Below are 12093 nucleotides of genomic sequence, written 5' to 3' on the forward strand. Positions count from 1 at the left end.
AGCCGAGACCCGCGAGGTGCTGATCAGGTCCCTGGCCATGCTCCAGACCAAGCACGCCGACCTGCCCTCCCGCAAGCACGGCAACCCCCCGCAGTAACCCGGCGGACCCATCGCGGCAACCCCGCGGACCTTTCTTCCAGGGAGACTGACAGCCATGAGCACACCTGACATCCGCGTCGAGAAGGGGCACGCCGAGCCCGAGGAAGTCGCCGCCATCACGGCCATCCTCCTGGCGCGCGCCGCCTCCCGGCCGAACGAGGCTCCGGCCCACCGAGGCCGGGCCCGCGCGGGCTGGCGCCGCCTGGAACGCGAGCCGGGCTTCCGCGCCCCGCACAGCTGGCGCTGACCCGACCATGCGAAGAGGCCCCTCCGGGAAGGAGGGGCCTCTTCGCGCGTGGGCCGACGCGGCACCGCCGGGGGCGCGGGGGCGCCGGCCGGCACCCGCACCGCCGCGCGGGGCGAGGATCCGCGACCCACCAGGACCCGGGCACGCAGCAGCCCCCGGGCACGCAGCAGCCCCCGGGCAGGCAACAGCCCCCGGGCACACAACGGCCCCCGGCAGCCGATGGCCGCCGGGGGCGTCGCGCAACCCGGATGAGCGGTCCTACCGCAGCCGCGCCATCAGCGCGTGCTCGACGAGGGTGATCAGCGTCGACTTCGCGTCCGCGCGGTGGCGGGCGTCGGTGGTGATGATCGGGGTGTCGGGGCCGATCTGGAGCGCCTCGCGCACCTCTTCCGGAGCGTAGGGCTGCTGTCCGTCGAAGCCGTTGAGGGCGATCACGAACGGCAGGCCGCTGTTCTCGAAGTAGTCGACGGCGGGGAAGCAGTCGGCGAGCCTCCTCGTGTCGACGAGGACCACCGCGCCGATGGCGCCCCGCACCAGGTCGTCCCACATGAACCAGAAGCGGTCCTGACCCGGCGTACCGAAGAGGTACAGGATGAGGTCCTGGTCGAGCGTGATACGGCCGAAGTCCATGGCGACCGTCGTGGTCGTCTTGTCTCCGGTGTGGGTGAGGTCGTCGATGCCCGCCGAAGCAGACGTCATGACGGCCTCCGTGCGCAGCGGGTTGATCTCCGAGACGGCGCCGACGAACGTGGTCTTGCCCACGCCGAAGCCGCCCGCCACCACGATCTTCGCGGAGGTGGTGGAGCGGGAAGGACCGCCGCTAGAGCTTGCGAAGTCCACTGAGCACCCTTTCGAGCAGTGTCACGTCTGGCTGGCCGCCGGCGTTCTCGTCGCCGCCGGGCTGATGGATGGCGACCAGGCCCGCCTCCGCCAAGTCGGCGACGAGGATCCTGGCCACGCCGAGGGGGATCGTGAGCAGCGCCGAGATTTCGGCCACCGACTTGATCTCACGGCACAGGTTGCAGATCCGCTGATGCTCGGGCAGCTGGCCCTGCATCTGGTGCGGCTGCGCGGTGGTGTGCACCAGCGCCTCGATGGCGAGCTGGTAGCGCGGGCGGGTCCGGCCGCCGGTCATGGCGTACGGACGCACCAAGGGGTTGTTCGACGACCCGGCGGGCGCCGGCTCGGGGGTGCGCCGCTGCGGCTGCGCGGGCTGGATGCGCGGTGAGTGCGGCTGGTCGTACGGCGACGGGCCGGGGCCCTGCGGTGCGTACGGCTGCCGGTGGTGGGGCGCGGAGGGGTAGCCGTATCCGCTCTGGACACCGTCGTTCTGGCCCTGGCCAGGGCCGTACGACCAATTGCCCGAAGACGAACCGCCTGGGGGTGTTGCCACTTTCTCCTCCTCCGACTGTGCCGGGGCACCCATCACTGTGGAGCCGCGTCCCGAAACCTTACGGGCACGGGACGCCAAAACGCACCGTTCGTCTGTCAGTTGAGAAGGCTCCCTTGGAGCTCCGCACGAAGATCCGGCGTCAGGACCGTACCGGCCCGGTCCACCAGAAGGGCCATCTCGTACCCAATGAGGCCGATGTCGGCCTCCGGATGTGCAAGGACCGCGAGCGACGAACCGTCGGAAATGGACATGATGAAGAGGAATCCCCGCTCCATCTCCACAACCGTCTGGTTCACGCTGCCGCCCTCGAAGATCCGGGAGGCGCCTGCCGTCAGAGACGTCAGACCGGAGGCGACGGCCGCGAGCTGGTCGGCGCGGTCGCGGGGAAAGCCTTCGGACATCGCCAGAAGGAGTCCGTCGGCGGAGACCACCACCGTGTGGGACACCCCCGGGGTGTTGTCCACGAAGTTGGTGATCAACCAGTTCAGGTTCTGTGCCGCCTGGCTCATCGGGCTCACACTAACGCTCCTGGTTGTAGGTGCTGTCAGGACCGAAGCCCTGGCCGTTCGTTTCACTGCCTGCGTTGCGGCCTCGCTGGACGCCGCGCCGCAGGTTGCTCAGCCTGCCCCGGACGTCCTCCGGGGCGCGGGAGACCTGTGGGCCTCCCTGAGGTGTGGTTTCGGCGGAACCCTCGACCAGATTGGCCCTGGGTACCCGCCGCGGCAGGCCGGAGGAGGTGACCCCGCCCGCCTTGGGCTTCCGGAGCGCGGAGGCCTGCTGCCAGCGCTCGTCGTTCGCCGAACGCCAGTGGCTGTCGCCGTTGTTCTCCGGAGTGGAGGCCGGCGGCTCCTGCTGCGTGGTCCGCGCACCGCCCGAGCCGTTCACACCGCTCGCGGTGGATCCGCGGCGGGGAAGCCCGGCGTCGGTCAGCTCGTGGCCGGCGGAGTGGGCCGGTTCCGGACGGTCGAAGCCTACGCTGTCCTGCTCACCTGCGTCAGCGGCCTGCGCAGATTCCGCTTCCGGGGCATCCGCAGGGTACTGGGCGGGGTAGCCGTTGCGGTAGCCGTCCTGCTGCGGCCAGTCGTCCTGCTGGCGCCGCTCGGCGAAGGAGGGGAAGCTCTCGGTGGCGGAGGAACCCGCCGTCGAGTGCTCCTCCCGGGCCTGCTCCGCATAGGAGGGGTCCGGGTAGCCGCCGTGCGACGAGAAGGTGTCGCTCCGGGGCGGGGTGCCGTTCGGCGCGTAGTACTGCTCCTCGTACGCCTGCTGCTGCCGCTCCTCGTAGCCGGCCTGCTGCCCGTTGTCGTACGCCTGCCGGTCGTACCCGCCGGTCTGCTGCTCCTGGTAGCCGCTGCGGCCGTCGTCGTAGCCCTGGCCGCCGTTGTCGTAGCCCTGGTCCCCGTTGTCGTAGCCCTGGCCGCCCGCGTAGCCCTGCGGGGCGGCGAACTCGTCGGGGTACGCGGGTGCCTCGGGGTTCTCCCGGTCGTCCGGTGAGGAGGCGCCGGGCTGGTGGTGCGCCTGGGCCTCCAGGGCCGCGCGGCGCCCCTCGCGCATCAGGGAACGGCCGACCGGATCCAGCCCGCGGGCGTCGTCGGGCACCTCCGAGTAGCGGCTGTCGTCGAAGCCGAGCTCGGCCGCGGTGCGCAGCGGCTGCTGGTTGAAGTCCTCACCCTGGAAGTTCTGCTGCGGGATGATCTGCGAGACGGTGAACTCGTCGCGTTCCATCTGCTGCTCGCCGCCACCGCCGTGGGTGATCGCGTCCGGCAGCATGACCAGCGAGGTGGTTCCGGCCTGCTCGCCCGAGGGGCGCAGCTGGACACGGATGCCGTGCCGGTCGGACAGCCGGCCGACCACGAACAGGCCCATGCGCTGCGAGATCGCCGCGTCCACGGTGGGCGGGTTGGCCAGCTTGTGGTTGATGTCCGCGAAGTCCTCGGCGGTCAGGCCGATGCCCTTGTCGTGGATCTCGATCATCACGCGGCCGTCGGGGAGACGTGTCGCGGTGACGCGGACCTTGGTCTGGGGAGAGGAGAACGTGGTGGCGTTCTCGAGCAGCTCGGCCAGCAGGTGCACGAGGTCGGTCACGGAGCGGCCGTGGATGTCCGCCTCCGGCACGCCGGACAGCTCGATGCGCTCGTACTGCTCCACCTCGGAGGAGGCGGCGCGCAGCACGTCGATCAGCGGCACGGGCTGGTCCCAGCGGCGGCCGGGCTCCTCACCGGCGAGGACCAGGAGGTTCTCGCCGTTGCGGCGCATACGGGTCGCCAGGTGGTCCAGCTTGAAGAGGTTCTCCAGCTGGTCCGGGTCGGCCTCGTTGTTCTCCAGGTCGGTGATCAGGGTCAGCTGGCCCTCGATCAGCGACTGGTTGCGGCGCGAGAGGTTGGTGAAGATCGCGTTGATGTTGCCCCGCAGCAGCGCCTGCTCGGCGGCGAGCCGGACGGCCTCGCGGTGGACCTGGTCGAAGGCCCGGGCGACCTCGCCGATCTCGTCCGTGGAGGTGATCGGGATCGGGGCGACGCGGGTGTCGACGCGGCCCGGATCGGTGCGCGAGAGCTGGTCGACCAGCATCGGCAGACGCTGCTCGGCGATGCCGAAGGCGGCGTTGCGCAGCTGGCGCATCGAGCGGCTCATCTGGCGGGCCACCATGCCTGCCAGGATGAACGCGGCGAGCAGGGCGACGACGACGGCGGCACCGGTGATGTAGGCGTCGCGCTGGGCGTCGTCGGCGATGTCGGCGGCCTCGGCCACGGCCTTGTCGGCCATGTCCGACTCGATCTCGCGGTAGCCGTCGAACTTGAGGGTGTTGACCGCCCACCAGTTGGCGGGGCTGACGCCCCGCGCGGCGAGCTGCTGGCGCGCGGCCGGGTCGGTGCTGTCCAGCCGGGCGAGCTCGGAGACCAGCGTGACCGGGTTGGAGGGCGGCGGCACGTAGTCCGGGTCCTGGGCCTTGGCCTCCCTGGCCATGGCCGCGCCCTCGGTCTTGATCCGCGCCTCGGTGTCCTTGAGCTTCTGGGCGTCCGCCGCGGTGCCGCCGCCGATGTACTCCTGGACGGCGATGCCCTCGAGGTAGGCGTAGGAGGAGAGTGCGACGCGCTGGCTGGCGAGCTGGCCGTCGGTGGGGCCGGGCTTCACCAACAGGTGCATGCCGATGGACCGCTCCAGCGACAGGGCCGCCTTGGTCAGGGAGATCGCGTAGACGGTACGGCCGTAACTGGTGATGTTTCCGGTGCCGAGACCGAGCTCGTTGGCGAACTCCATGAGGGGGTGTGCGACGTCGACGTAGCCCTCCTCGGTGTCCACCCCCTTGAGCTTGGAGGTGTACGCGTCGGCGCGCAGCCGGGTCAGCTGGGGCTCGGCGTCGCGGAACAGCTCCAGCCGGCGCTCCAGGCCCGGCTTGGACGGCATCTCCTGCGCCGCCTCGTCGAAGGCGTCGGCGGCCTGGTCGGTGGCGGCGCGGGCCTTGGTGACGGCGGGGTCGTTCTTCTTGCCCTGGAGCAGCGGGGCCGCGGTGACGTCCCGCTCGTTGTAGAGGGCGTTGGCGTAGGTGAGGGAGGCCCGCACCAGACGCGCGGTCTTCTCGGCGTCCTCGGCCTCCTGCCAGGTGTCGATCGAGCTCTTCACCTGGAAGCCGCCCATGACGAGGCCGACCACGACGGGTATGAGCAGGATCGCGTTCAGACGTGTGGTCACCCGCCAGTTGCGCGGGGAGAGGCGGCCGCCGCTCGGGGCGGGCGCGGCCGTGGGCTCGGCACCGGGCACGGGGGTGGGCGCCGCTGTGCGCGGCGGCGGGGTGAAGTTGCCCCGGGCCGACGGCTCGGGACTGTTCTTGCTTCGCCTCACTCGACCAACAACCTCTCGGCGGTCGGCACCTTCGTCGTGCCGCAGTGTCTCAGAGCCCGGCATGCCATCGACTACTGAGTACGTCTTTGACTATTGGGCAGTTCAGGCATTCCAGCATGCCGACCTGCGCTCTTCCAAACAGTGGAGGGTAGGGATTCCGAGTGATGTAAGTCCCGGATAAAACGGTCAAAAAGAGCGAGCCCCGCCAAAATGCGGGGCTTTTGTGCGCGCAGCGATACCGCGTGACCGCGTCGCGTGTCGGCACCACCCGATTCCTCTGCCGAAACGTTATGAACACCTGGGCCGACCGTGTCCAAGGACGCGGCCGGCCCAGGTGCATCTACGACAACTGCCGTATATCGCTGCTGACTTGACGTCTCACACGGCTCTGCGCGGCTACCTGAGACGGGCCATGAGGGCATGCTCGACCAGCGTGATCAGGGCACTCTTCGCGTCCGCGCGGTGGCGGGCGTCGGTGGTGATGATCGGGGTGTCGGGGCCGATCTGGAGCGCCTCGCGCACCTCTTCCGGAGCGTAGGGCTGCTGTCCGTCGAAGCCGTTGAGGGCCACGACGAACGGCAGGCCGCTGTTCTCGAAGTAGTCGACGGCGGGGAAGCAGTCGGCGAGCCGGCGGGTGTCCACGAGGACGACCGCGCCGATGGCGCCCCGCACCAGGTCGTCCCACATGAACCAGAAGCGGTCCTGACCCGGCGTACCGAAGAGGTACAGGATGAGGTCCTGGTCCAGGGTGATACGGCCGAAGTCCATGGCCACCGTGGTGGTGGTCTTGTCCCCGGTGTGGGTGAGGTCGTCGATGCCCGCGCTGGCGGAGGTCATCACGGCCTCGGTACGCAGCGGGTTGATCTCCGAGACGGCGCCGACGAACGTGGTCTTGCCCACGCCGAAGCCGCCCGCCACCACGATCTTCGCGGACGTGGTGGAACGGCTGTCGGAGACCGCCCCGCCGCTAGAGCTTGCGAAGTCCACTGAGCACCCTTTCGAGCAAAGTCACATCAGGCGCGCCGGTCGTCTCGTCGCCGCCCGGCTGGTGGATGGCGACCAGCCCCGCCTCTGCGAGGTCCGCCACCAGGATCCGGGCCACGCCGAGCGGCATGTTCAGCAGCGCGGAGACCTCGGCGACCGACTTCACCTCACGGCACAGGTGGCAGATGCGCTGGTGCTCCGGGAGCAGCCCCATGAGCGCTGCCGGGTCGGCCGTCGTACTGATCAGTGCCTCGATGGCCAGCTGATAGCGCGGCCTCGTCCGGCCACCGGTCATCGCGTACGGACGTACCAGCGGCTGGTCGCCCTCGTCCTCGTACGGCTCCGCGTACGGATCATGAGAGGCGGTGGGCGGGGTCATGAATCCTCCGGGCGGGACAGCAAGTCGGTCAGTCAAGCCGTCTGACGGGGCCGGTGGGGGGAATGTGGCGGCCGGACGGTGATTTGGTGAGACGGGTGGTGCCGGGGCGGATCAGTGGAGCAGACTTCCCTGTAGCTCGGCGCGCAGGTCCGGGGTGAGGACCGCGCCCGCGCGGTCGACCAGGAGCGCCATCTCGTAGCCGACGAGGCCGATGTCGCAGTCCGGGTGCGCCAGGACGGCCAGTGACGAGCCGTCGGAGACGGACATGAGGAAGAGGAACCCCCGTTCCATCTCCACGACCGTCTGGGCGACATCCCCTCCTTCGAAGATCCGCGAGGCGCCGGCCGTCAGGGAGGTGAGCCCCGACGCCACGGCCGCCAGCTGGTCCGCGCGGTCGCGCGGGAAACCCTCCGACAGTGCCAGGAGGAGGCCGTCGGCGGACACGACGACCGTGTGGGACACCCCGGGGGTGTTGTCCACGAAGTTGGTGATCAACCAGTTGAGGTTCTGTGCCGCCTGGCTCATCGGGCTCAACTAACGCTCCTGCTGGTGAGTGGGGTGCGGGAAGCTGCCGGTCTGGGTGGACCCGGCCTGACGACCCTGTGCGATACCCCGGCGGAGATTGGTCAGCCGGCCGCGCACGTCATCGGGGGCGCGCGAGACCTGAGGACCGCTCTGGTGCGATTGCTGCTGAGCCGTGCCCGGGACGAGGTTCGCCCGGGGCACCCGGCGCGGCAGGCCGGAGGTGGTGACGCCGCCCGCGGCCGGCTGGCGGACGCGTTCGGCCTGCTTGACCAGCTCGTCGTTGGGCGAGCTGCGCCAGGCGGTGGAAGCGGACCGCTGGGGGCCGGTGGGCGCCTGCGGCTGCTGCTGCGGAGCGGGGACCGGAGCGGCGCCGTTCGCCTGCTCCTCCTGCCGGCCGCGGAACCAGTTGGTCTCCAGTGTGTCGTACAGCGGCGTACGGCCGTCACCGGGCCCGGAGGCAGGCGGCAGCGCCTCGGGCTCGTGACGGGCGGGTCGCTGCTGCGGGGCCGACGGACGGGGGGCGCCCAGGTCGGCTCCGCGCGTGCCGTTCGCCTGCGGCCGCTCGAACTGGCCGGTGGCGGCCGCATCGGCGGCGTCGCGGCGACCCGGGAGGGCGTGCCGGCCCGTGGCGCCGCTGTCCTGGCCCGGCACCGGGTACTGGCCGGTGGAGCCGTTGCCGTAACCCTGCGGGACGGAGAACTGGCCGGTGGCGGCCGGGTTCTGCGCGCCCTGCCGGTCCTCCTGGCCGCCGTAGACGTCCCCGCGGGCGAACTGACCCGTGTTCTGGGCACCGTTCACGCCGGGCCCGGCGTACTGGCCCGTGCCCGGCGAGACGCCGTAGGCGGGAGAGCCGGGGTTCTGGCGCTCGTCGTAGCGGGGGATCTCCGCCGTCGAGCCGGGACCCTGCCGGTCGTCGTACACCGGCGCGGCGCCCGTGCGGGAGGCGTCCGGCTCCTCGTGGCCGCGCGGGGCGTCCACCGAGGCACGCGGCACCTGCGGCTGGGCGTTCTCGTCGCTCCAGCTCGGCCCGCGCTGCTGGTCACCGCCGGGCAGCTCGGCCCGGGCGCCGCCGCGCGGCGGGAGCTGCGGGCGGCGGCCCCGCCCGGAGTCGCCGTTGCCGCGCTGCGGCGGCACCGGGGCCCGGCCGCCGGGGAAGGCGTCCTGGCCCTGCGGTCCGCCCGCCCCCTGCGTGCCGTGCGGGGCACCGGGCGCCTGGCCGAAGCCGGCGCCGGCAGCACCCTGGTCGTACGAGGCGGAGGGGGCGGGAGCCGGACGGCCCTGCGCCGGACCGGCGGGGGCACCCTGCTCGAACAGCGGCGCGGCGCTCTTGCCCTGCGGCCCGCGCGCCCCACCCGGGGCGCCAGGCCTGCCGCTGCCGTCCCGTCCGGGCAGCGCGGCCCGCGGACCCTGTCCGGCGCCGAGCCGGCCACCGCCGGGCGCACCGGCGCCGAGGGCACCGCCGCCGCCCTGGCCGGCACCGGCGGCACGCCGGGCGGCCGCGGCACCCGCGGCAGCCTGCGCGGCGGCGGGACCGCCGCCGGCACCGGGCTGACCGGGCTTGGGCTGGGGCTTCTTACCGCCCTGCGCGACGTCGACGGGCAGCATGACCAGCGCGGTCGTGCCGCCGGAGTCGGACGGGCGCAGCTGGATGCGGATGCCGTGGCGCTGCGACAGACGGCCGACCACGAACAGACCCATGCGGCGGGAGACGGAGACGTCCACGGTGGGCGGCGAGGCGAGCCGCTCGTTGATCGCCGCCAGGTCCTCCGGCGACAGACCGATACCGGTGTCGTGGATCTCGATCAGCACGCGGCCGTCGGGCAGCGCGTGACCGGTGACCTTGACCTTGGTCTGCGGCGAGGAGAACGAGGTCGCGTTCTCCAGCAGCTCGGCGAGCAGGTGCACGAGGTCGTTGACGACCCGGCCGGCCACCTCGGTGGTCGGCACGGAGGCCAGCTCGATGCGCTCGTACTGCTCCACCTCGGACGCGGCGGCACGCAGCACGTCGACCAGCGGAACGGGGCGGGTCCACCGTCGGCCGGGCTCCTCACCCGCGAGAACCAGCAGGTTCTCACCGTTACGGCGCATGCGCGTGGCGAGGTGGTCCAGCTTGAACAGCGACGACAGCTGGTCCGGGTCGGCCTCGCGGGACTCCAGCTCGGAGATCAGCGACAGCTGGCGCTGGATCAGGCCCTGGGAGCGGCGCGAGAGGTTGGTGAACATCGCGTTGACGTTGCCCCGCAGCAGGGCCTGCTCGGCGGCGAGGCGGACCGCCTCGCGGTGCACGTCGTCGAAGGCCGCGGCCACACGGCCGATCTCGTCCCGGGAGTGCACACCGACCGACTCCACGGACGTGTCGACGTCCTGCGGGTCGGACTCGGACAGCTGCTTGACCAGCTCGGGCAGGCGTTCCTGGGCGACCCGGGTGGCGGTGTCCTCCAGGCGGCGCAGCGAGCGGATCATGGAGCGGGCCACGACGAAGGCACCGACCAGCGAGACACCGAGCACGATGAGGATCAGCGCACCGGAGATGATCGCGTCGCGCTCGGTGGCGTTGCGCAGCTCGCGGGCCTTCTGCTCCATCTGCTCGAGCAGTGTGTGCTCGATGCTCTTCATCTGCTGGATCTTGACGGAGCTGTCGTCCAGCCAGTCCCGGTAGGAGCGCTTGCCCATCGAGGTGAGACCGCCGGACGACACCAGGGCGCGCCCGGCGTACTTGTCGCTGGCCTTGATCGTGTCGTTGCCGTCCTCGATCGTCACCAGCAGCTCGGCGGCGCTGTCCTCGCCGTAGATGCTCTTGAAGCTGCGCAGCTCGGACTTCTGGCTCTCCAGTGCCGACTGGGCGTAGAGCCGGTCGTTCTCGGAGAGGTCGCCGTAGGTGGTGTTGCTGGCCGGCAGGGCCGCGGCGAGCACCGAGCGCTGGATCGACGCGTACTCCTTGGCGGAGGAGAAGGCCGCCAGGGCACGGGTGCGCTGGATCATGTCCGGGTTGCTGGTCGCCTCCGCCATGTCCTGCGAGAGGTCGATCAGGTTCTCGATCAGACGGTGGTACGCCTCGACGGTCTGCGTGGAGTTGCGCTCCGACGCGTAGGCCGTGTTGCGGATCTTGGCGAGGTCGCCCAGGTCGCCGGCGAGCTGGACCAGGTTGTCGCGGACGCCCTTGAGGTTGCCGTCCTTGGCCGCTTCGTCGATCTCTTCCGAGCTGTCGATGAAGTTGTCCAGCGCGCGGTCGGTCTTCTCGCGGTAGCCCTTGACCGTGAAGTCGGTGGCCTTGCCGTTGTGGGCGAGCGGACCGGCGGACTGGTCGCGCTCCTCCTGGAGCGCGTGGGCCAGCTCGGTGGCCTGCTTGGTCATGTCCGTCAGCAGCTTCATGTTGTCGAGCTGCTGGATGTCGTCCATCGACTCGTTGATGCGCAGCGCGCCGAGCGAGGTGGCCGCGACCACCGGGAGCGCGAGCAGCGACACCAGACGGGTGGAGATCCGCCAGTTGCGCAGGGCTATTCGCGGCCCGGGTCCGGTGGGGCCCTTCGGCGGCTTCACGGCCGGTGCCGGCCCCGCGGGGTTGCCGGCACCGGGGCGCTCGGAGCCGTCGCCGGACGCGGCCTGGCCCGGGTTCTGGGCGTGCTGGGGCGAGGAGCTGACGGCCATCGGGCCAGTCCCGCCGTGCGGCTCCGGCTCCGCCGAAGCGCTGCCATCCCTCTTGAAACGTCCCTGCACTAGCGTCGCAACCTCTGGACCAGGCACCTCTCCGCGTGAACGGCGAGGCACGGTGTCGGCGTCATAGGGGCGCCCTGAATACGCCCCCGTGGTGGTCGTGAGTGACCGGCGCTGGTTCCCCCCATCTCGCCGCCACTCGGCGCGTCTGTGCGCCCCCTGTGCGCCGGCTCGATCCTGCGGCGGTTCCGTGGAATTCCAGCACAGTGCAGGATCTCCAACAAGGCCCGTGGGTCAGGCCGTGACATACGTGACACCGTGTGAGGGTCGAGTCACCGGACGTAGAAAGTGATCTCGTCCATATCGGGCGAATATCCGCGAGTCTCCAGGCAGCGGGAGGTGTCCCAGTCGCGATGATCAGGAGCGGAATGATGGCTTCAGGGGGCCAATGTCCGTTTCGCTGGGTTGGGGGGACGGTCCGAATCGGGCGAAATGTCCATCGATTCGTGAGTAAACTCACACGCGGATCTTGGCCTTCGGGCGCCGTTCGCGGGGAATTGAATGTTTAGCCTGACGCTTTACAGAGATGGCGAAACCGACAACTCGCGCCCCGCGCGGGGGTTCACCTACCCCGCCACGGCGCCCGTGAACAGGACAGGGTCAAGTAAACAGTGAAGACGACGCCGATGTTCCACAAGATCGCCAACCCGCGGCGCACGACGCTGGCTCACCTCGAAGCCGCCGACGAACTGCAGACGCCGGTCCAGCAGGAGCACCCCGTCGAACTCCCGACCCAGACTGCCAACCCCAAGCGCACCGTCCTCATGGATGTCCCGGTCGCGGCCGCCGCCGCGAGCTAGCACCCGGTAGTACGCGCGACGGCCGGAAAATGCTCACGGCCCCGCCGCACCGAGTTCAACGGCAGTCCCCCCGCACCCCAGGGGCGCCCCCCGACACGGAGGCGCCCCTTCTGCG

At 71.0% G+C, this 12093-nt stretch carries 10 protein-coding genes; 2 read left to right on the forward strand and 8 right to left on the reverse strand.

What is annotated here, in order from left to right; genetic code table 11:
* Nucleotides 1-154 precede the first annotated feature (154 nt).
* A complete protein-coding gene (locus ACFYOV_RS28975; protein ID WP_389092574.1) occupies nt 155-346 on the forward strand; it encodes an acyl-CoA carboxylase subunit epsilon in 192 nt (63 codons plus the stop codon).
* A 258-nt stretch (nt 347-604) separates the two neighbouring features.
* Here ACFYOV_RS28975 and ACFYOV_RS28980 read toward each other — a convergent pair whose 3' ends face one another.
* The 8 genes from ACFYOV_RS28980 to ACFYOV_RS29015 all read right to left on the reverse strand — a co-directional run bounded on the left by ACFYOV_RS28980 (nt 605) and on the right by ACFYOV_RS29015 (nt 11181).
* Nucleotides 605-1186 (reverse strand): ATP/GTP-binding protein, encoded by a 582-nt coding sequence (locus ACFYOV_RS28980; protein ID WP_110630992.1) that lies wholly within the window; start codon nt 1184-1186, stop codon nt 605-607.
* On the reverse strand, nt 1167-1739 hold the full coding sequence (locus ACFYOV_RS28985) for a DUF742 domain-containing protein (RefSeq protein WP_389092577.1): 573 nt from the start codon (nt 1737-1739) through the stop codon (nt 1167-1169). Before ACFYOV_RS28985 ends, ACFYOV_RS28980 begins: the two co-directional genes overlap by 20 nt.
* Nucleotides 1740-1834: 95 nt before the next feature.
* Nucleotides 1835-2248: a roadblock/LC7 domain-containing protein gene (locus ACFYOV_RS28990; RefSeq protein ID WP_004983065.1), complete on the reverse strand. Its 414-nt coding sequence runs from the start codon at nt 2246-2248 to the stop codon at nt 1835-1837.
* Between the two features lie 10 nt (nt 2249-2258).
* Complete coding sequence (locus ACFYOV_RS28995; RefSeq protein ID WP_389092578.1) at nt 2259-5576, reverse strand: nitrate- and nitrite sensing domain-containing protein; 3318 nt, start codon at nt 5574-5576, stop codon at nt 2259-2261.
* Nucleotides 5577-5972: 396 nt separating this feature from the next.
* Nucleotides 5973-6563, reverse strand: a complete 591-nt coding sequence (locus ACFYOV_RS29000; protein ID WP_389092581.1) for an ATP/GTP-binding protein — start codon at nt 6561-6563, stop codon at nt 5973-5975.
* Nucleotides 6544-6939, reverse strand: a complete 396-nt coding sequence (locus ACFYOV_RS29005; protein ID WP_159535968.1) for a DUF742 domain-containing protein — start codon at nt 6937-6939, stop codon at nt 6544-6546. Before ACFYOV_RS29005 ends, ACFYOV_RS29000 begins: the two co-directional genes overlap by 20 nt.
* A 111-nt stretch (nt 6940-7050) precedes the next feature.
* Nucleotides 7051-7464: a roadblock/LC7 domain-containing protein gene (locus ACFYOV_RS29010; protein WP_257850117.1), complete on the reverse strand. Its 414-nt coding sequence runs from the start codon at nt 7462-7464 to the stop codon at nt 7051-7053.
* A 9-nt stretch (nt 7465-7473) separates the two neighbouring features.
* A complete protein-coding gene (locus tag ACFYOV_RS29015; RefSeq protein ID WP_389092582.1) occupies nt 7474-11181 on the reverse strand; it encodes a nitrate- and nitrite sensing domain-containing protein in 3708 nt (1235 codons plus the stop codon).
* A gap of 623 nt (nt 11182-11804) precedes the next feature.
* Here ACFYOV_RS29015 and ACFYOV_RS29020 point away from each other — a divergent pair.
* Nucleotides 11805-11978, forward strand: coding sequence for a hypothetical protein (locus tag ACFYOV_RS29020; protein WP_389092585.1), 174 nt, complete (start codon nt 11805-11807; stop codon nt 11976-11978).
* Nucleotides 11979-12093: the final 115 nt, after the last annotated feature.

The organism is Streptomyces sp. NPDC005931 (assembly GCF_042871235.1).
Taxonomy (GTDB): domain Bacteria; phylum Actinomycetota; class Actinomycetes; order Streptomycetales; family Streptomycetaceae; genus Streptomyces.

Bases quoted from the DNA above. Each gene is read 5' to 3' on its own strand.
- ACFYOV_RS29005 (WP_159535968.1), bottom strand. From the start codon at position 6,939: ATGACCCCGCCCACCGCCTCTCATGATCCGTACGCGGAGCCGTACGAG.
- ACFYOV_RS28975 (WP_389092574.1), top strand. From the start codon at position 155: ATGAGCACACCTGACATCCGCGTCGAGAAGGGGCACGCCGAGCCCGAG.
- ACFYOV_RS29020 (WP_389092585.1), top strand. From the start codon at position 11,805: ATGTTCCACAAGATCGCCAACCCGCGGCGCACGACGCTGGCTCACCTC.
- ACFYOV_RS28990 (WP_004983065.1), bottom strand. From the start codon at position 2,248: ATGAGCCAGGCGGCACAGAACCTGAACTGGTTGATCACCAACTTCGTG.
- ACFYOV_RS29010 (WP_257850117.1), bottom strand. From the start codon at position 7,464: ATGAGCCAGGCGGCACAGAACCTCAACTGGTTGATCACCAACTTCGTG.